Genomic DNA, 17,828 nt, shown 5'->3' with positions numbered 1-17,828 from the left:
TGGAGGTGTGATACATGAAATTTTTGGAGGAATCTCTAATTGCTTTAGATGTAGAAGCTGCATCACCGGAAGAGGCTATTATTAGCACGGGGAAGCTTCTAATGAATAGTAAACTTGTTGAAGAAACTTATGTACATGCTATGGTGCGTTCTTTTCAAACAAATGGTCCTTATTTTGTCCTTGCGCCAAATATAGCGCTCCCTCATGCAAGACCAGAAGACGGCGTGAAAGAGGCAGGTGTATCATTTGTCAGACTAAAGACACCAGTTAAATTTGGTCATTCTTCTAATGACCCAGTGAGGTTAGTATTCGCTTTAGGCGCTTCCTCTAGTACAGAGCATGTTACCGTGCTGCAAAAATTAACGGCACTGCTATCAAATCAAGAAAATGTAGAAAAACTACTGAATGCACAAAGCTATGAAGAGATTAAACCATTAATAGGAGGACAAATCTAATGAAAATTTTATGCGTATGTGGATTAGGACAAGGAACAAGCTTGATTTTACGAATTAATGTAGAAAATGTACTGCGCCAAATGGGGATAGACGCAGATGTAGAAAACACAGACGTTTCCAGTGCTTCTGCCGAACGTCCTGACTTTATCATTACAAGTAATGAATTATCCCAGTCATTAGCAGGACATTCCTCCAAAATCATTATCGTTAATAATTACTTTGATACAAATGAAATTAAAACAGCTCTTGAAGCAAATATCGTTTAATAAATCCTAAATAATAGAGGAGGAACAAACAATGGAGGTCATTCAATGGCTAGCATCTAACTTCTTCGGAATACCGGCAATTTTATTAGGCTTTATTGTGTTGCTTGGTTTAATCTTACAGAAAAAGAATACAAGCCAAATCATCAGCGGCACATTTAAAGCAATGATTGGTTTCTTAATCATTAATGCTGGTGCAGGTGTTATTACTGGTTCCCTTGGAGTATTTGAACCGATGTGGAGCGAAGTATTTGGGATTGAAGGAGCAGAATTTAGTGCTTTTATGGGACAAGAAGCCTTCAATGCGAAATATGGCTCAGCAGTTACATTAGCGATGTTTATCGGGTTTGTTATTAACGTGTTATTAGCAAGATTCACTCGCTTTAAATATATCTACTTAACAGGGCATATGATGTTCTGGACAACCATGATATTTGCAGGTGTCCTTATCGATACAACAACAAATATCCCATTCGCAGCTTTAGTTCTTATATTATCCGTATTTATGGGGATTTATTGGACCTTCCAACCAGCTATCGTCCAGCCGTATATGCGGAAAATTACTGGCCATGACCAAATAGCGCTAGGACACACTTCTGCGCTCGTTGCATTACTTGCATCTTGGTTTGGAAAATGGTTTGGGAATAAAGAGAATGATGCGGAAAAAATCAAATTGCCGAAAGGTCTTGAATTTCTTAGAGACTCCAATGTTATTACTGCCCTGACAATGAGTATTCTCTTCGTAATAGGTGCTGTTATTCTTTCTTTAAAAGATACACCTGCTGCAGATGCCTTAGTTGCTCAAGCTGGCGATCAGAATTTTATCATGTATGCCATTATTCAATCCTTTACCTTTGCAGCTGGTATTGCTGTTGTCCTTTTCGGGGTGAAAATGTTTATTGGTGAGATTGTTCCTGCCTTCAACGGAATCGCTACGAAACTAGTTCCTGGTGCAAGACCTGCATTAGATGCACCTATCGTATTCACTTATGCTCCAAATGCCGTTATTCTTGGATTCCTTGGCGCATTTGCTGGCGGTATCATCTGGCTAATTATTTTAGGGCAAACAGTAGGGTATGTGTTTGTGCCAACAATGATTGTACTATTCTTTCATGGAGCAACTGCTGGTGTTTTTGGGAATGCAACTGGCGGCGTCCGCGGCGCTCTAATGGGTGGCTTCATAACAGCAACCGTTGTCGCATGGGGACAATATCTAATGGTTAAAACGCTGATTGCTTCGACGATTCCAGACACCGCCATGTGGGCTGCGGATTCTGATATGTTCATCTTAGGACCATTATTCAGATTGATCGGAATGCTCTTTAATTAAATAACAATTATATAATCCGACATTGATTCATATGTCGGTTTTTCACTTAATAGATCAGGAGGTAAATGAAAATGAGCTTTATTCGGACATTAAGAGGAGATATTCAACCTAAAGAGTTAGGTTTTACTTATTCACATGAACATATTGTTTGCCGTCCAGCCTATTGGGCTGAAAGAGATGCGGATGATTTACTATTAGATGATAAGGAAAAGTCTAAAAAGGATGTGGCTGATTTCAAACGCCATGGAGGCCAAGCGATTGTTGATGCTACAGCCGTTGATTATGGCCGCGATGTGCAAGCGGTAAAGGAAATATCGGATGAGCTGGATCTCCACATTATCGGTACAGCTGGTTTTAACAAGAGTTTTCTTTGGGATGGAAAGATTAAAGACGAGCTTAAACCGCTTATTGGAAATTACGATACTTATGCGGAATGGATTGATCAAACAAGTATTAATAAACTAACGGAGTTTGTCATTAGAGAAGTGGAAGAAGGACTGGAAGGCACGCCGTTTAAAGCAGGACAAGTGAAATTCGGAACAGGCTATAACCGAATTACGCCCTTAGAAGAGAAGACTTTACGTGCAGTAGCAAGAGCACATCATGAAACAAAAGCTCCAATCCATTCCCATACTGAAGTTGGCACGATGGCATTAGAGCAAATAGAACTATTAAAATCAGAAAATGTGAATCTTGAATTCTTAAGTCTAGGACATATGGATCGTAATCCAGATCCATCTTATCATGAAAAAATAGCGAAAACAGGGGCACTCTTAAGTTTTGACGGCATAGCGAAAATCAAATACGCACCAGAGTCGCTAAGAATTGAGTGCATTCTACATTTAGTAGAAAAGGGCTATGAAAATCAAATCCTTATTTCGGGTGATACAGCTCGTAAAAGCTATTATAAACATTATGATTACGGCTTAGGTCTCGAATACATTATTGCCAAGTGGGTTCCTAGATTCATTGAGGAAGCAAATCAAAAAGGCTTTAATGGGGAGCAGCTGGTTCATAAATTCTTTGTAGAAAACCCAGCAAGATGCTTTACATTTAAAAAATAATGAGCGAGGTGTAAGCATGCAATTCCAATACGAAAACTCCTTTGAGGTGAAAGGAAAAATAATCGATAAAAAGGTCGCTATCTTACCAATCGGAGCTGTAGAGGCTCACGGCCCGCATTTACCATTAGGGACAGATAATCTTTTAGCGGAACGGTTAAGTGCAAAGCTCGCCGAACAAGTTAATGGATTTGTTTTACCGACGTTACCTTATGGACAGGTTTGGAGTTTAAAGAACTTCCCTGGCAGCATCAATGTATCGAATGAATCGTTAATTAGTATGTTATTCGATATCGGAGAAAGTTTATACCGTCAGGGCTTCCAAATTTTCGCCATGGTTAATGGACATCTAGGAAATGCTTTTGCCATGAAAGAAGCAGCACGAAAGCTTTATGAAATTTACCCAGAGTTAATCGTACTCTACCTATTTTATCCTGGTACAAGCAAAGTTATTGCTGAAGTTAGAGAAACGCCAGCAAGCCATGGCACATACTTTCACGCAGATGAAATAGAAACATCCTACATGTTATACCTAGCTCCAGAGTTTGTTGCGATGGAGAAAGCATTAAATGATATGCCAACCATTCCAATGATTGCCGATGTGACACCAACACCTTGGGAAGAATTCACCGAAACAGCCATTTTAAGTGATGCAACATTAGCCCGTATAGATAAAGGGGAAAAAATAATCAAAGTTGCTCTTCAAAACATGGTACAAATTATTGAAAAAATGAAAGAGGGCCGCTAACATGTTAAAAGAAAAGCTTTTTGATTTTGTTTTATTCAACTTTCTAGCAAAGGATAAAGAAAATGTACAGGATATCATGGAAGCTGGAAAAGGCTTTGTTGTTCCAGGAATCGTAGCGTCCGATTTTTCCAATAAGCAAGAAGGGGCTAGTAAGGTTAAAGAATTGAAGGAAGTAGTTGATATCGTCTCTATCGGTCTTGGCGGTGGCGGAGATCCTGTGTATGCAAAACGAGTTCTCGACATAGCCGCTATTTCTAATCCAGGACATATTAATCAGCCATTTGAAAGTGCCATCTATGCAAAAGGATTTCTAGAAGGAAAAGGAGCATCTCCTCAGCTTGTTAATGCATTGGTAAAACCAAGTGGAACCGTTGGAACTGTGAAATTAGCTTCAGGTATGGAAGTAAAAGTAGAGGAATTCGTAGAAATTGCGCTCGTATTAGGAGTGGAGTCCATTAAATTTATGCCTCTATCCGGCGAAGTTCATTTAGAGGAGCTTGTCTATTTAACAAAAGTTGCTGCACAAAAAGGAATTCGTGGTATTGAACCTGCAGGTGGTATAAGTGCGTTCAATATAAAGACAATCATTGATGCAGTAAAGAAAATAGAAATAGAATTTTTTATGCCGCATATATTTGGTTCCACAATTGACCAAGCAACAGGGAAAACCATTCCGACGGAAGTTGCACAAATACTAAATAAACTGGGGGCTTAACTTATGCTAACGAACTATTTTGAAAAAGTAAGCAATCTACTGCAGCTCGTTTTAGAAAAGGAAAAAGCGCAATTGCAATTGGCTGCGGAGAAAGTCGCAGACAGCATTGAAAATGATGGTATTATTCAATTGTTTGGATGTGGCCACTCGCATATCTTAACAGAAGAGGTTTTTTACCGCGCTGGTGGATTGGTACCCCTAAAACCAATCTTATTCGAACCGCTAATGCTTCACGAAGGGGCAATGCATTCTTCCCAGCTGGAGCGCAAAAATGATTATGCACAAAACTTTATAGAGGAATATGAGATTAAGCCAAATGATATCGTTTTTGTGTTATCCACATCTGGGCGAAATCCTGTCCCTGTAGATGTAGCGCAATATGCGAAAGAAAAAGGCGCTTTTGTCATTGGGATAACTTCATTAGAATATTCCCAAAGCCAGCCTTCACGTCATAAAAGCGGCAGCCATCTTTTTAATTCAGTCGATTTAGTGATAAATAATCATTCTGCTAAAGGAGATGCAATCTTAAGCTACGATAAGGTGAAGGTACCATTTGCCCCGACTTCTACTGTTATTGGTGCGACTATTCTTAATAGTATCTTCGCAGAGGCAATTAAAATCATGGCAGATCATGATTTTGAACCACCAGTTTTCTTAAGTGGAAATATAGAAGGATCTGACAATCATAATGAATCATTAGTAAAAAAATATGAAAAAAGAATCCCGTTACTAACTTTAAATATGAAAGAGGAGTAAGTAACGAGGCAGCTAATCATTGGCATGAAAAAAGAATTTTTAACTCTATAAGAAAGTCTCTTTTATTAACTTTTAACAGGGCTTCTCTCTACTGTATGAGAGAGCCCTATTTTAGTATAAATAAAGATAATTCAGTAAAGGAATCTTCAAAATAAATTTTCTTCCCCCATTTGGCTGATATGCTCCCCGTTTTGGCTGATATATCCCTACTTTGGCTGATATGCTCCCCGTTTTGGCTGATATATCCCTACTTTGGCTGATATGCTCCCCGTTTTGGCTGATATACCCTTTACTTTGGCTGATATGCTCTTCGTTTTGGCTGATATATCCCTTACATTGGCTGATATCCTCCTCGTTTTAGCTGATATATCCCTTAAGTTCCCTGATATCTTCCCCCGCAACTAAAAAATACTAATAAAATTCGTAGAATGATCAGAATTTTTTTAAAAAAATATTGAAATGTCAGAAAACTCATGCGATAATACAAATAATTAGTCCAGTAACAAAACTAATTAAAGGGAATAAGAAATAATAGAAATTTTTAAGGATTTACAAACTAGTATTGGAGATAGGATAAAGCATTATGAAAAACAAAGTTGCAGCACATCATGACTTGATAAAAAAGATTAATCGGTCATTGATATTGGAAGAAATTAAAACAGAAAAGTTAATTAGCAGAGCTCAAATTGCGAAGAAATTATCACTAAGTAAGTCAACGGTTTCATCTATTGTGGAAGAATTGTTAGAAAAAAAGTTAGTAATTGAGATGGGAGAACAAAGTCCAGTAAAAGGTGGTGGGAGACCTGCATTAATGTTAGGATACAACACGGATTCAGCCTATGGTATTGGGTTAGACATTGATAGAGTAAGAATTTTAATCATTATTACCAATTTAGTTGGAAAGATAATCTTTAAAAAAAAGGTGAAGCTAACGAATCAAGTAGAAGAAATTATCAGTATTGTCAAACAGAGCATAAAAGAATCTGCTATACCAGAGGAAAAAATTCTAGGGATGGGCATAGGGGTGCCTGGTAGAGCTAATTCAGAAATAGTATTTCGGGCAAAAGCTTTAAATTGGACTAATCTTAACCTTCATGAAATTTTCAAACCGCATTTTCCTTTTCCCACTTTCATAAACAATGATGTCAATTGTGCAGGTCTAGGCGAAATGTGGCTGGATCCTTCAGGGATTAAAAATCTCTTATTCATTGAAATAGGGCAGAGTGTTGGAAGCGCAGTTATTAACGAAGGGAATCTAGTTTATGGTCATGATTACCAAGCAGGTGAGATTGCCTATCAAATAAGCCGGAGTGATTTTGAAAATGGCAAGTTTAACCTGATGGGAAAACCAGGTGTATTCGAATCAAAAGTATCTGGAGTTGCATTGGCAGAGTCAGGTTATTCCCCTGAAGTTTTGTTTCAAAAGTATTCCCATGGAGAGGAACAAGTGATTTCTATCGTAGATAGTTTTGTTATTGAACTATCTGTTTTTATCGCTAATGCAACAAATCTAATAAATCCTGAAAGAGTTATTATTGGTGGAGATGTTTCCGAATCGATGGATATAGTAATCAATCAAATAAGTGAATTAGTTACAAACCTTACTCCAATAAAAACAGAAATAAGTCTGGCTAGGCTTGGAGGGGATGCTGGAGCACTTGGTGCGATAGCGTTTATGTTTAAACAGATAGAAAATCAATAACACAAAAAGCCATCTTATGGAGGGATGAATAGTGAGAATCATTATTGCAACACATGGTGAGTTAGCCAAGTCATTAATCGAGACTGCTGAATTAATTATAGGTACAAACCACCAAATGAGTTATTTTTGTATGACAAAATCAAAATCAGGAGAAGTAGGAAAGAAGGAATTAACAGAGTTAATTTATAGCGATACTTTAACAGATCTTGTTATTTTCACAGATGTGTATGGGGGAAGTGTCAATAATATTTGTTCTGAAATATTATTGAGTTTACCAGAAAATGAAACATTTCATTTAGTTTCGGGTGTGAATCTTCCTATGATTTTGACTACCATTATGACTTCATATAACGAAGATTCATTGGAAGCGATATTAACTGAATCTATTAAAGAAGGAAGAAATGGGATTAAATACATCAATGAATTAGTAAAAGGAGTGGTGTGAAAATGATTTCTTTATTCAGGATTGATGATCGTCTTCTCCATGGGCAAGTTGCTTTTGGATGGTCACCTTCTGTTGGTGCAAATGTTATTCTTGTGGTAAATGACGAAGCGAAAAATGACAAAGTAAAAGCAATGGCTCTCGATTTGGCTAAACCTAATAATGTGAAATTATATATTAGAGGAGTTGCAGAATCTGGAGAAATAATTAGTAAATTTGCTGAAGCGAAAAAAAGTAATGTATTAGTTCTGGTAAGAAATACAGATGATGCTCTAGAAGTTGCTAAGAACTCCCAAGGTGCTATAAGTGAGATAAATATTGGGGGGCTAAGATACGAAGAAGGGAAGAAAAAATTGACTGATTTAGTTGCAGTCAGCGAAAAAGATATCAATAACCTGAAACAAATAGAGCAGCTAGGTATAAATTTAGATTTCAGAATATTGCCAAGAGATAAAAAACAATCATTCAGTGATTTACTAAAATAAAAAAATATTTCATCAAGATCTACGAACAATGGTCGTCATCATATCTAAGAAAATGGTAGTAAGAATAAGGGGAGGCGAGATTTTTGTTATATGAGGCAATATTATTGGGGTTAATAGCCGGTATAGGAATATTGGATAGCAGATTATTCGGAGTCTTGATGTTAGAACGCCCTTTGGTATTAGGTGCATTGGTTGGATTAGTTCTTGGTGATTTTAAGACGGGGATTATTATTGGTGCGCAACTAGAATTAATCTGGATGGGGATTGCTGGCATCGGTTCATCTACACCACCCGATGTTGTGACAGGAGGAGTCTTGGGTACTGCTTTTGCGATAATTTCTGGAAAGGGTCCGGAGGTTGCCTTGGCACTTGCAGTTCCTATTGCAGTTTTAGCTCAATCACTAGGTGTACTTGTAAGGGTAATTAATACTTATTTTGTACATAAAGCTGATCATTACGCGCAAAAAGCTGATTTTAAAAAAGTTACCCTCATGATGTGGATACCTATCTCTTTATTTTTCCTAAGTGTGTTTGTTCCAACCTTTTTAGCAATTTTATTTGGGGCAGATAAAGTTACGTATCTAATTAATTCAGTTCCAAAAGTGATTTTAGAGGGAATGACTATTGCCGGAAACCTGCTGCCAGCCATTGGATTTGCTCTCTTGATGGATATGCTGTTTTCTAAAAAAATGGCCGTATTTTTCTTTATTGGTTTCTTAGCGGCATCCTATCTAGAACTTGATGTTATGGCAATAGCGTTAATGGGTGTATGTTTAGCAATTCTATTAAACTTTTTCATTGATAATAACGATGCTGGAAAGAAGAAGGACGAAAGTAATAATTTAACGGAGGGAGAGATTAACTTTGAGTGAGGGGAAGAAGCTTAGTAAAAAGGACTTGCAAAGCGTTTTTTGGCGGTCATTTGCTCTGCAGGGTGCCTTTAACTATGAGAGAATGCAGAATCTCGGCTTTTGTTATACGATGATCCCGGTAATCAAGAGATTATATGAAAAGGAAGAAGAACAGGCACAGGCTTTAAAAAGACATTTGGAAATTTTTAATACAACACCAGTTGTTTCTCCTACTATTGCCGGAATTAGTGCAGCGATGGAGGAACAAAATGCAAATAATGAAGATTTTGACACTGGTTCGATTAATGCGGTAAAAACAGCGCTTATGGGACCGTTAGCTGGTATTGGAGATTCATTATTTTGGGGAACATTGAGGATAATTGCTGCGGGTATTGGTATATCCTTTGCAGAGCATGGCAATCTGATTGGTCCAATCCTGTTTTTGCTGCTTTATAATGTTCCCAATTTATTAGTAAGAATTTTTGGATTAAAGTTTGGTTATTCTGTTGGTGTGAATTCATTGGAAAGAATACAAAAAGAAGGCCTGATGGACAAAATTATGGCAATGGCTACTACAGTTGGTTTACTTGTAGTGGGAGCAATGGTAGCAACTATGTTAAATATCACCACACCATTGAAATTTAGCGTAAATGGAGCAGAAGTAATAATTCAAGACATATTGAATCAAATTTTGCCTAATCTTTTGCCAATATTAGTAACATTTGTTGTCTTTTGGATGATTAGAAAAAAAGTAAGCATATCTAAGATGACAATTGCGACTATTTTTATTGGAATAATTATACATTGGATTGGAATATTATAAAGGAGAGATTATTAATGAATATTACAGATTATTTAAAAGAAACCCCAGCAAAAATGAAGGAAATAATTGCACTATCAAGTGAGCTGTTTTCTACTGTTAAAAAAGAGGAGATTAATAGAATTATTATTACAGGATCTGGAACTAGTTATCATTCAGGGGCGCAAGTTCAACAAAAAATGCGTGAGTTAACTGGATTATCTGTAGAAGCTTATTATCCTTTTCAAATTACAAAGGAATTATTAACAAAGGACACAAAAAATACTCTCTTTATTGGAATCTCGCAAGGGGGAAGTAGTTATTCTACCTACAATTCTATGAAATTAGCCAAAGAGTCAGGATGTATCATAGCATCCATGGCGGGAACAGATAATGCACTAATTGATGAAATTGCCGATTATGTACTGACTGTTCAATGTGGGGAAGAGAAGGCAGGTGCAAAAACAAAAGGATTTTATTGCACAAAATTAAATTTGCTTCTTTTAGCTCTTTATATTGGTGAAGAAAATGGGAAATTGAGTAGTGAGGAAACGAAGCAAGTGATGGAAATATTAAATAAAACAAGCGATGCCTTTCTAGATATTTACTATTCTGCGGAAGAATGGGTGCAAAAGAATAGTGAAAAACTAAAAAATGCAAAAGAAATAAGAATTGTCGGCACCAATGAATTATATGGGGATACTTTAGAAGGTGCTTTGAAATTATTAGAGACGATGCGTATTCCTGTAACTGGTTATGAATTTGAAGAATTTATTCATGGAATCTATAACGCAATTAATGAAGATTCTACGATTATATTCTTGCATACAGGAGAAGAGCCGAGAGTAAATAAATTAATTAGCGTCCTATCAGACTGGACAGATAATATCTATATCATTGGCAGTAAGGTAGATGGTTTTGAGGATAAGAATTTGGTGATAGAAAATGGAGATAATTATTTGTATCATTCATTTGTGTATCCAATAGCAGTACAGTTAATATGTGCAATAGTCCCTGCTTTAAAAGGAATTAATCCAAGTACACCAAAAGATCCGAAATTCCATATGAAATTAGAAAGCAAAAAATTGAGCGGGAAAATATAAAGATTAGCAATAGCTGATCAGTAAAAGTCTATCTTTCTAACCTAAAGGAAGATAGGCTTTTTTGAATTTAAAGATGTCCTATCTATTTTAAGGAGTGATTCTATAATTTTTAGTTTTCGCTCCTTATTTTTGGATGTAAATAGAGAAAATATGATGGCAGGGAGTGAGAGCCTTGATTCGAAGAATAGAAGAAGAGAGGTTAATAGAGTTAGATTTGTTTATTTTTTTCTCCATATATATTTTCTATAAATGGAATATAAATAGAGCTTTAAATTGAAGGGTTAGTAATACAATGTGTCTCTGTACACCAATCAAAAATGCAAGAGACGGAATTCGTCCTATTTGCGTAAACTCCGTCTTTCTATGTTTGGGAAATTATCATATAAGGTAATCTCTAGATCCTTCTTTATCCTTCTAAATGCTACCTCACTTTGCCTATTCTATCGTTTCTTTCTCAGCGGTAGCAGCGCTCCCTTACATCTTTTGCAGATTATAAAAATCAACTATCTTCTTCGCCATTTGGTAAATTTCCTGTTTCAGCGTGGAAGGGGAGATGACTCTGATTTGATCGCCGAAGCCTAGAATATAGGCAATTGCTTCTTGTTCTGTATCACTGCGCAGGCTTACAGGGAGCCATCCCTCTGCAGTTGGTGTTCCTATTCTTTCGATTTGCACAAAACGTGTGGTGAATTTCATTCTATGAATAATCGATGGCGATGCTTCCACTTCTACCTTATATTCAGGAAGAGAGCTAATAAAAGTTTGTGTGGATTCCAGCCAATATTTCTCTAAATTGAAGTCGATTGGTCTAGTAAAAGCTTCCTCTGTCATCACTAAGGACAGGAGTCTGGATGCTCGATAATTTCGTATCTTTTTGTCTGAGGAGGCAATTAAGTACCAAGTACTGCCTTTAGCTACTAATCCTAAAGGATTGACCATTCGAAAAACTACTTTTCCGTCAGCTCGCTCATATTGAATATGCAGTACTTTTTCTTTCCAAATTGCTTCTTGGATTATTTTAAAGGAAACAAGTTTTTCCGCTGGTTGTTTCCATGCGGTTGTATCTATATGAATTCGGTTCCAGACATCGAGGGAACCTTGTCGAAAAGTATTCGGGAGTGCAGCAACCATTTTCTGGCGGGCATCATGCCATTCTTTTGCTAATCCGAGATCGGACAGCAATTGAACAGAAGGAGAAATAAGCAAAGACAACATTTCATCATACTTTAATCCAGTTAAGTTCGTACGATACTGGTCAAGCAATGTCCATCCGCCCATTTTCCCTCTTTCTGCTACAATGGGTATTCCTGCTGTACTTAAAGCATCCATATCCCGATGGATTGTTCTTTCTGTAACTTCTAATTCCTTCGCTAATTCTTTTGTTGTCATTTTCCCTCTATTTTGTAACAGGAGCAAAATGGATATCAACCGATCAGCCCGCATACAACCACCTCTAAAATTATATATATGACAAAAGGTGTCATTATTAAACATTATACTATAACCATCGAACGTTTTAGGAGGAATGTATATGAAAAAACAGCGGAATATCGTATTATTTACAGCAACAAGTCTAGATGGTTATATTGCTGGGAAGGATGAATCATTAGAATGGTTATTTAAAGTAGAGGGAGAAGGAGATAATGGGTTTTCTGCATTCTACGAAACGATAGATACTATTCTAATGGGAAGAAAAACATATGATTGGATTATCAATCATACGAACGATTTTTCTTATAAAAATAAGGAATGCTATGTTTTTTCGAGACAGGAAAACAAGGATACAGACGAGGTGACATTTATAAAGGATGATATCATCGAGTTTGCAAATAAATTAAAAAAACAAGAGGGAAAGAATATATGGATGGTTGGCGGGGGAGAACTATTACACTCTTTTCTTAAAGAAAAGTTAATAGATGAGTTCATTCTTACCATCGCCCCTGCGATAATTGGAGAAGGAGTTCCTTTATTTAAAGAAGCTGATTATCAAGTGGACTTGATCTTAAAAGGAACAAAATGTTTCAACCAGTTTGTAGAGGTTCATTATGAAAGAAGAAGGTAAGAGATTGGGCTAAAAAAAGTTGAAATATCTTAAACCCGGTCCCTTTACTGCGCCCCAATTGTTAGATACATCTAACAACGGGAGGCGCAGTTTTTTTATGTCCAAATAGGATAGGAATTTAAGCAAAAGGAATCTTTTCTCACGTGTACTTTTCGTAAACTCCATATAAATGCCATTATTAATTTATACTACTTATAGTAGTATAAAAGGTAAATAAATGTTTTATAGAATAATTAGCTCTTATATGTAGGGAAATAAGAGAGGGGGAGTCTAGGTGCAAAAAACTATTTTACTTGTGGAAGATGATCTTGCGATTAGTGATATGGTAAAAAGATATTTACATAATGAAGGATTTAATGTGGAATGTGTTTTTGATGGAAAGACGGCAGGACAAATGTTTAAGGAAAAGCGTTATGATTTGATTTTATTAGATATCATGTTACCGAAATTGAGTGGGATGGATGTTCTTCAAAGTATCAGAACAACTAGTTATATTCCTGTTATCATCATGTCAGCGAAAGACACAGAGATTGATAAAGCTTTAGGATTAGGGTTTGGTGCAGATGATTATATTACAAAACCATTTTCCATGATTGAACTAGCTGCAAGAGTAAAAGCAGCGATTAGAAGATCGACGCAGTACGCTGACAAAAGCCGTGAAGAATCTAAGCCATCAAGGATGAAAGTCTATGAATTGGAATTAGATAAAGAAAATCATCGGGTATGGAAGAATGGTTTGGAAATTAATTTGACAGCGACAGAATGGAAAATCCTGCTTTTGTTTTTTAGCAACCAAAAGAAAGTGTTTACAAAGGAACAAATTTATCGTTCTGTTTGGAGCGATGATTATTTTGGTGATGATAATGTTATTAATGTCCATATGAGACGATTGCGCGAAAAAATTGAGGATAATCCCTCTGATCCTATTTATATCAAAACAATATGGGGGATTGGTTATAAGTTAGGGGAGTTTGAATGATTATCTGGATCAGTATTATTTTGGTTCTTCTTATTTTTAACGTCTATCAATATCGACAAAGGAAAAATCGGGATCAACATATAGCATATATATCAAACAAACTAAAAAAAATTCTGCAGAGGCAAACGAATGAAAGAATTCTCGTGGTCTCAAATGATCAACAATTAAAAGATCTCCTTATAAACATCAATCAAGTATTAGATGATCGTCACGAAAAGTCCCGAGAATTTATCAAAATGGAACATTCCATGAAGCGCATGCTTGCAAATATTTCCCATGACTTAAAAACACCTCTTACGGTAATTGCCGGTTATATTGAAATGTTTCAGAAAGATTTTCCCATTACAGAAACAGAAAGAGTGCAATTATTAAGTCAGGTGCATGACAAAACAATGGAGCTTATTCAATTAATGAATACATTCTTTGATCTCGCAAAGCTTGAGTCTGGTGATAAAGAAATTCCCCTTGAAATAGTAAATTTATCTGAACTATGCAGGAAAAATATCTTAACATTCCATGATTGGATAAGAGCCAAAGGGCTAGAGGCAATGATTGATATCCCTGATGAGTCTGTCTTTGCGCTGGGAAATGAGGAAGCTGTAAATCGTGTTTTACATAACCTCCTTTCGAATGCGCTCCGTTATGGTCTCGATGGGAAGGTAATTGGATTAAGCCTGCATTTTGATGAACAGCAGGTTTATATAGAAGTGTTTGATCGCGGGAAGGGAATTGACGAAGCTGACCAAGCTAATATCTTTGAGCGTCTATTTACACTTGACGATTCGAGAAATAAAGCATTTCAAGGCAGTGGTTTAGGGCTGACTATTACCAAAAGGCTAGTCGAAGAGATGCACGGAGAAATTTCCGTGCATTCTATTCCATATGAAAAAACTTCATTTTACATTACCTTTAGGCGAATGAATGGGTAAGGAATCTTAAGGTTTTTGTAAGATTTAAGACAGAAAAAAGCAAGGGATAGGAGCTAAAATGAATACAGATAGTAAATGAGGAGGATTTAGATGGACTATGCTGTACGAACAAAAGATTTAACCAAAACCATACAAGGACGTGAAGTCGTATCCCAGGTTTCCCTTCATATTAAACAAGGAGAAGTATATGGATTTCTTGGTCCTAATGGTGCAGGGAAATCTACGATTATGAAGATGCTGACCAATATGATTAAGCCTACACAAGGTAGTATTACAATCTTCGGAAAGCCCCTTCTTCCGAATTCCTATGATTACCTGACGAGAATTGGCAGCATGATTGAGTATCCGATTTTTTATGAGAAAATGACTGCTTTAGAAAATCTAGAACTACATTGTGAGTACATGGGTTACCATAACAAAAAAGCAATTAAGGAAGCGTTAGAGTGGGTTGGCCTTGAAAATGTGGAAACGTTGAAACCAAAAGACTTTTCCTTGGGGATGAGGCAGCGTTTATGTGTTGCCAGAGCAATTATCACTAAGCCGGAATTATTAATTTTAGATGAGCCGATTAATGGGCTAGATCCAGCTGGGATTAAGTCAATGAGAAAATTGTTTAATATCCTTAATAAAGAATATGGAATGACCATTTTGGTTTCTAGTCATATAATCGGTGAAATTGAACAAATTGCAGACACGATTGGTGTGATAAAAAACGGTAAACTTATCGAAGAAGCAACGATGGATTCTATAAAGGCGAAAAATACCGATTATCTAGAATTAGTAACAAATAATCAGCGCAAAGCAGCTTTTGTTTTACACAATAAATTGAATATGAATAATTTGAAAGTGATCGATGATGAGGTGATTCGTATTTATGATACAGCCATTACTCCATCACAAATAACGAAAACGTTGATAGTAGAGGATATTGATGTAGAGTCTATGACAAAGAAACAAACCTCATTAGAAGAGTATTTTATAAAGAAAGTTGGATTGGAAAAAATCAATCATTAATTAACTTTTAATGATAATAGGAGGATATATTTTGTTTCATTTAATCAAGCTGGAGCTTAGAAAACATAAATTAGGTTGGTTTATTAAAGGAGCTATTATTGCTAATATCGTTATTCTTGGGTTATTATGCATGATTACTTTCGAGCAAATAATGGAAGGAGAGGAATCCTTTCAAAGCTTTGCGGATTATTCCATGGTTGCTGGAACAATGGTTCGTGGCGTATTTGTTGTTTTTGCTTCTGTGCTAATTTCGAAGGTCATCATAGATGAGTTCAAAAATCGAACTGCGCTTGTTTTGTTTTCTTACCCAATAGATCGGAAAAAAATAATGAGCGCAAAGATTGTCTTGATTTTTATTATGACATTGGCGACGTTGATTATTTCTAATCTGTTTGTCATTCTGAGTTTTCTCGGGCTAAATCAAGTATTTCATCTAACAATTGAAATGAATGTAACGATTAATCAATTTCGTTCCGAGCTATTAAATATATTGGTATTTAATGTGGCAACTGCAGGTGCATCGCTTGTGCCTCTCTATTTTAGGATGAGAAATTATTCAACCCCTGCAACAATTGGTTCCTCTCTGTTGATTGTTATGATTATGTGTTCCTCGATCGGGACGGACTTTTCCTTGGCTAATATTATTTATATCCCTATTACTTTAACAATTGTTGCAATTGGCATTGTTAACATGACTATACGCAAGATGGATTCAATTGATTTACAGTAATTATTTCAGGCTCCAAGAAAACTAATGAAAAAAGGGAAGCAGAGGAGATTCTGCTTCCTTATTTTATTTGTGAATATCCTTGTTGTCGTAATGCTTCAAATACTAGTATTGCTGCTGTATTGGAAAGGTTTAGGGATCGAATGTGTTCGGTCATTGGAATTCGTAGAAAATGGTCTTTGTGTGTTTCTAGTAAGTCTTTTGGCAAGCCCGTTGTTTCTTTTCCGAATATGAAGTAATAGTCCTTTGATTGGTCAGTGAAATCATAGGCTGTATAGGTTTTTTCAGCGAATGTTTCAATATAGTAAAATTCGCCTTGATTTTTCACAAAAAAATTGTCTAATGAATCGTAATAGGTAATATTTACGTTCTCCCAGAAATCTAGACCTGCTTGTTTGATCATCTTTTCATCGGTTGAAAAACCAAGTGGTCGAATTAAATGCAGCGCTGTATTTGTTCCTGCACAAGTACGTGCAATATTGGCAGTATTAGCCGGAATTTCTGGCTGATACAAGACAACGTGTATGGCCATGAATGTCACCTCTATTTATATTTTCCCTTTCGAATTATAGCATATTTTGAGGCAGCGGCAGATTTATTTAAAGGATAACAGCCTCTTAAAATAGGGCTATTTATCAAATAACCCTCACTCTACCTTCAAGTTAGACGTCAATTCTAAATTTTACTTGTATTTTTTGTATTCTATCGTATCTTTTCTTCTGTCGAAAGTCTCCTTATTTTTCCATAAAGTAAAGGTACCTAGGAATAAAAAGGAAAGGCGCTTTTCTGGAAGGAAACGAATGTGGAAGGGAAGAATTACGAGCAATTAGTAGAGGAGTTTACTCCGATGATCCACCATATGATAAAAAAGTTGCTGATTTATAAAGATAAGCAAGAGTTTTTTCAAATTGGTTTAATAAGCATTTGGGAAACGATGAGTCAGTTTAAGGAGGAAAAGGGTAAATACAGCAATTACTTATATCGACATATGCAAGGAAGATTTCTTGATGAATTGAAGCGGCGGACAAGAGAGGCAGAAAGGAATGATTACCCAAGTGAAGAGTTTTGGGCGCTGATGGAAAGTCCTATTCTATACCGAGAAGAAGAGGACTATATAAAAGGTCTTTGCAAGGAACTATCTGAGGGGGAGACAACTTGGGTAATAGCCACCTTTGTTCATCAGCTAACTGTAAAAGAAATAGCACAGAAAGAACGAGTATCGCCTTCTGCTGTGAAATGGTGGCGGAAAACAGCGAAGGAGAAGTTGAAGCGGATATTGGAATTCTAGAGAGAAAGCGATGACTAACCACTACGAATAACATCCCTATTGATTATGAGAATCTTTTATTTGGATGGATCATCCTTCACTTAATAAATTGTTCGAGAATTCATATAGTCCAAATTTTA

21 protein-coding genes are annotated in these 17,828 nt (G+C 36.3%); 19 read left to right on the top strand and 2 right to left on the bottom strand.

What is annotated here, in order from left to right:
- Nucleotides 1–14 precede the first annotated feature (14 nt).
- The 13 genes from NSS71_RS16605 (at nucleotide 15) to NSS71_RS16545 (ending at nucleotide 10,710) form a co-directional block, all read left to right on the top strand.
- Nucleotides 15–455 carry a PTS sugar transporter subunit IIA gene (locus NSS71_RS16605; protein WP_336045006.1) on the top strand — a complete coding sequence of 147 codons (441 nt, stop codon included), beginning with the start codon at nucleotides 15–17 and terminating at the stop codon, nucleotides 453–455.
- Nucleotides 455–721, top strand: coding sequence for a PTS sugar transporter subunit IIB (locus NSS71_RS16600; protein ID WP_047942018.1), 267 nt, complete (start codon nucleotides 455–457; stop codon nucleotides 719–721). Before NSS71_RS16605 ends, NSS71_RS16600 begins: the two co-directional genes overlap by 1 nt.
- A gap of 31 nt (nucleotides 722–752) precedes the next feature.
- Entirely contained in the window at nucleotides 753–2,048 is a 1,296-nt protein-coding gene (locus tag NSS71_RS16595; RefSeq protein WP_061799334.1) for a PTS ascorbate transporter subunit IIC, read from the top strand.
- A 71-nt stretch (nucleotides 2,049–2,119) separates the two neighbouring features.
- Nucleotides 2,120–3,112 (top strand): phosphotriesterase family protein, encoded by a 993-nt coding sequence (locus NSS71_RS16590; RefSeq protein ID WP_047942023.1) that lies wholly within the window; start codon nucleotides 2,120–2,122, stop codon nucleotides 3,110–3,112.
- Nucleotides 3,113–3,128: 16 nt separating this feature from the next.
- Nucleotides 3,129–3,857, top strand: coding sequence for a creatininase family protein (locus tag NSS71_RS16585; protein WP_144545724.1), 729 nt, complete (start codon nucleotides 3,129–3,131; stop codon nucleotides 3,855–3,857).
- A 1-nt stretch (nucleotide 3,858) separates the two neighbouring features.
- A complete protein-coding gene (locus NSS71_RS16580; RefSeq protein ID WP_061799328.1) occupies nucleotides 3,859–4,572 on the top strand; it encodes a KDGP aldolase in 714 nt (237 codons plus the stop codon).
- Nucleotides 4,573–4,575: 3 nt separating this feature from the next.
- The gene (locus NSS71_RS16575) at nucleotides 4,576–5,328 is read left to right on the top strand and encodes an SIS domain-containing protein (RefSeq protein ID WP_341151839.1); all 753 of its coding nucleotides are present in this window, start codon (nucleotides 4,576–4,578) and stop codon (nucleotides 5,326–5,328) included.
- Between the two features lie 583 nt (nucleotides 5,329–5,911).
- A complete protein-coding gene (locus NSS71_RS16570; protein WP_047942029.1) occupies nucleotides 5,912–7,030 on the top strand; it encodes an ROK family transcriptional regulator in 1,119 nt (372 codons plus the stop codon).
- A 31-nt stretch (nucleotides 7,031–7,061) separates the two neighbouring features.
- Nucleotides 7,062–7,475 (top strand): PTS sugar transporter subunit IIA, encoded by a 414-nt coding sequence (locus NSS71_RS16565; protein ID WP_053215654.1) that lies wholly within the window; start codon nucleotides 7,062–7,064, stop codon nucleotides 7,473–7,475.
- Nucleotides 7,476–7,477: 2 nt separating this feature from the next.
- A complete protein-coding gene (locus tag NSS71_RS16560) occupies nucleotides 7,478–7,957 on the top strand; it encodes a PTS system mannose/fructose/N-acetylgalactosamine-transporter subunit IIB (protein ID WP_047942035.1) in 480 nt (159 codons plus the stop codon).
- A gap of 83 nt (nucleotides 7,958–8,040) precedes the next feature.
- Nucleotides 8,041–8,829, top strand: a complete 789-nt coding sequence (locus NSS71_RS16555) for a PTS mannose/fructose/sorbose/N-acetylgalactosamine transporter subunit IIC (RefSeq protein WP_047942037.1) — start codon at nucleotides 8,041–8,043, stop codon at nucleotides 8,827–8,829.
- The gene (locus NSS71_RS16550; protein ID WP_341151838.1) at nucleotides 8,822–9,631 is read left to right on the top strand and encodes a PTS system mannose/fructose/sorbose family transporter subunit IID; all 810 of its coding nucleotides are present in this window, start codon (nucleotides 8,822–8,824) and stop codon (nucleotides 9,629–9,631) included. The genes NSS71_RS16555 and NSS71_RS16550 overlap by 8 nt, the downstream gene beginning before the upstream one ends.
- Nucleotides 9,632–9,645: 14 nt before the next feature.
- Entirely contained in the window at nucleotides 9,646–10,710 is a 1,065-nt protein-coding gene (locus tag NSS71_RS16545) for an SIS domain-containing protein (protein ID WP_095322480.1), read from the top strand.
- Nucleotides 10,711–11,184: 474 nt separating this feature from the next.
- Here NSS71_RS16545 and NSS71_RS16540 read toward each other — a convergent pair whose 3' ends face one another.
- On the bottom strand, nucleotides 11,185–12,153 hold the full coding sequence (locus tag NSS71_RS16540; RefSeq protein ID WP_341133064.1) for a helix-turn-helix transcriptional regulator: 969 nt from the start codon (nucleotides 12,151–12,153) through the stop codon (nucleotides 11,185–11,187).
- An 88-nt stretch (nucleotides 12,154–12,241) separates the two neighbouring features.
- Here NSS71_RS16540 and NSS71_RS16535 point away from each other — a divergent pair, with 88 nt between their 5' ends.
- The 5 genes from NSS71_RS16535 (at nucleotide 12,242) to NSS71_RS16515 (ending at nucleotide 16,424) form a co-directional block, all read left to right on the top strand.
- The gene (locus tag NSS71_RS16535; protein ID WP_061799295.1) at nucleotides 12,242–12,772 is read left to right on the top strand and encodes a dihydrofolate reductase family protein; all 531 of its coding nucleotides are present in this window, start codon (nucleotides 12,242–12,244) and stop codon (nucleotides 12,770–12,772) included.
- A gap of 322 nt (nucleotides 12,773–13,094) precedes the next feature.
- The gene (locus tag NSS71_RS16530; protein ID WP_047942160.1) at nucleotides 13,095–13,751 is read left to right on the top strand and encodes a response regulator transcription factor; all 657 of its coding nucleotides are present in this window, start codon (nucleotides 13,095–13,097) and stop codon (nucleotides 13,749–13,751) included.
- Nucleotides 13,748–14,680 carry a sensor histidine kinase gene (locus NSS71_RS16525; RefSeq protein ID WP_047942047.1) on the top strand — a complete coding sequence of 311 codons (933 nt, stop codon included), beginning with the start codon at nucleotides 13,748–13,750 and terminating at the stop codon, nucleotides 14,678–14,680. The genes NSS71_RS16530 and NSS71_RS16525 overlap by 4 nt, the downstream gene beginning before the upstream one ends.
- Nucleotides 14,681–14,770: 90 nt before the next feature.
- Nucleotides 14,771–15,694 (top strand): ABC transporter ATP-binding protein, encoded by a 924-nt coding sequence (locus NSS71_RS16520; protein WP_336044965.1) that lies wholly within the window; start codon nucleotides 14,771–14,773, stop codon nucleotides 15,692–15,694.
- Between the two features lie 31 nt (nucleotides 15,695–15,725).
- Nucleotides 15,726–16,424 carry an ABC transporter permease gene (locus NSS71_RS16515; protein WP_341151837.1) on the top strand — a complete coding sequence of 233 codons (699 nt, stop codon included), beginning with the start codon at nucleotides 15,726–15,728 and terminating at the stop codon, nucleotides 16,422–16,424.
- 58 nt (nucleotides 16,425–16,482) lie between these two features.
- On the opposite strand, the gene trmL is transcribed toward NSS71_RS16515, so the two are convergent.
- Nucleotides 16,483–16,953: a tRNA (uridine(34)/cytosine(34)/5-carboxymethylaminomethyluridine(34)-2'-O)-methyltransferase TrmL gene (trmL, locus tag NSS71_RS16510; RefSeq protein WP_341116584.1), complete on the bottom strand. Its 471-nt coding sequence runs from the start codon at nucleotides 16,951–16,953 to the stop codon at nucleotides 16,483–16,485.
- A gap of 270 nt (nucleotides 16,954–17,223) precedes the next feature.
- Between trmL and NSS71_RS16505 the strand changes: the two genes are divergently transcribed.
- Nucleotides 17,224–17,709, top strand: a complete 486-nt coding sequence (locus NSS71_RS16505) for a sigma-70 family RNA polymerase sigma factor (protein WP_061799277.1) — start codon at nucleotides 17,224–17,226, stop codon at nucleotides 17,707–17,709.
- The last annotated feature ends 119 nt before the right edge of the window (nucleotides 17,710–17,828 follow it).

The organism is Niallia sp. FSL W8-0951, from assembly GCF_038006525.1.
Taxonomy (GTDB): Bacteria; Bacillota; Bacilli; order Bacillales; family Cytobacillaceae; genus Niallia; species Niallia circulans.
The sequence above is the reverse complement of the archived record's forward strand: the minus strand, read 5'-3'. Positions and strand labels throughout refer to the sequence as shown.

Coding starts and splice junctions, on each gene's coding strand:
- NSS71_RS16580 (WP_061799328.1), top strand. CDS start 3,859: ATGTTAAAAGAAAAGCTTTTTGATTTTGTTTTATTCAACTTTCTAGCA.
- NSS71_RS16535 (WP_061799295.1), top strand. CDS start 12,242: ATGAAAAAACAGCGGAATATCGTATTATTTACAGCAACAAGTCTAGAT.
- NSS71_RS16520 (WP_336044965.1), top strand. CDS start 14,771: ATGGACTATGCTGTACGAACAAAAGATTTAACCAAAACCATACAAGGA.
- trmL (WP_341116584.1), bottom strand. CDS start 16,953: ATGGCCATACACGTTGTCTTGTATCAGCCAGAAATTCCGGCTAATACT.
- NSS71_RS16605 (WP_336045006.1), top strand. CDS start 15: ATGAAATTTTTGGAGGAATCTCTAATTGCTTTAGATGTAGAAGCTGCA.
- NSS71_RS16530 (WP_047942160.1), top strand. CDS start 13,095: ATGGTAAAAAGATATTTACATAATGAAGGATTTAATGTGGAATGTGTT.
- NSS71_RS16545 (WP_095322480.1), top strand. CDS start 9,646: ATGAATATTACAGATTATTTAAAAGAAACCCCAGCAAAAATGAAGGAA.
- NSS71_RS16595 (WP_061799334.1), top strand. CDS start 753: ATGGAGGTCATTCAATGGCTAGCATCTAACTTCTTCGGAATACCGGCA.
- NSS71_RS16575 (WP_341151839.1), top strand. CDS start 4,576: ATGCTAACGAACTATTTTGAAAAAGTAAGCAATCTACTGCAGCTCGTT.
- NSS71_RS16570 (WP_047942029.1), top strand. CDS start 5,912: ATGAAAAACAAAGTTGCAGCACATCATGACTTGATAAAAAAGATTAAT.
- NSS71_RS16540 (WP_341133064.1), bottom strand. CDS start 12,153: ATGCGGGCTGATCGGTTGATATCCATTTTGCTCCTGTTACAAAATAGA.
- NSS71_RS16590 (WP_047942023.1), top strand. CDS start 2,120: ATGAGCTTTATTCGGACATTAAGAGGAGATATTCAACCTAAAGAGTTA.
- NSS71_RS16585 (WP_144545724.1), top strand. CDS start 3,129: ATGCAATTCCAATACGAAAACTCCTTTGAGGTGAAAGGAAAAATAATC.
- NSS71_RS16560 (WP_047942035.1), top strand. CDS start 7,478: ATGATTTCTTTATTCAGGATTGATGATCGTCTTCTCCATGGGCAAGTT.
- NSS71_RS16525 (WP_047942047.1), top strand. CDS start 13,748: ATGATTATCTGGATCAGTATTATTTTGGTTCTTCTTATTTTTAACGTC.
- NSS71_RS16600 (WP_047942018.1), top strand. CDS start 455: ATGAAAATTTTATGCGTATGTGGATTAGGACAAGGAACAAGCTTGATT.